The following is a 541-nucleotide window of genomic DNA, read 5'->3' as shown; positions in this document are numbered from 1 at the left end:
ATCTCTCGTGGCTTCCGTACATGTCAAGGGTAGGTAAGGTTTTTCGCGTTGCATCGAATTAATCCACATCATCCACCGCTTGTGCGGGTCCCCGTCAATTCCTTTGAGTTTTAATCTTGCGACCGTACTCCCCAGGCGGTCTACTTCACGCGTTAGCTGCGTTACCAAGTTAATTAAAACCCGACAACTAGTAGACATCGTTTAGGGCGTGGACTACCAGGGTATCTAATCCTGTTTGCTCCCCACGCTTTCGTGCATGAGCGTCAATCTTGACCCAGGGGGCTGCCTTCGCCATCGGTGTTCCTCCACATCTCTACGCATTTCACTGCTACACGTGGAATTCTACCCCCCTCTGCCAGATTCTAGCCTTGCAGTCTTCATCGCCATTCCCAGGTTGAGCCCGGGGATTTCACGACAAACTTACAAAACCGCCTGCGCACGCTTTACGCCCAGTAATTCCGATTAACGCTTGCACCCTACGTATTACCGCGGCTGCTGGCACGTAGTTAGCCGGTGCTTATTCTTCAGGTACCGTCATTAG

The 541-nt window shown here is 51.8% G+C and carries 1 rRNA gene; it reads right to left on the bottom strand.

Annotated features, from left to right (window positions below):
- Window positions 1–541, bottom strand: a 16S ribosomal RNA gene (locus tag ACP7BZ_RS23020); the annotation flags it as partial.

This window comes from Massilia sp. PWRC2, from assembly GCF_049896725.1.
In the GTDB taxonomy this organism is placed as follows: Bacteria; Pseudomonadota; Gammaproteobacteria; order Burkholderiales; family Burkholderiaceae_D; genus JAFCUW01.
This window is presented reverse-complemented; position numbering and strand designations above follow the sequence as displayed.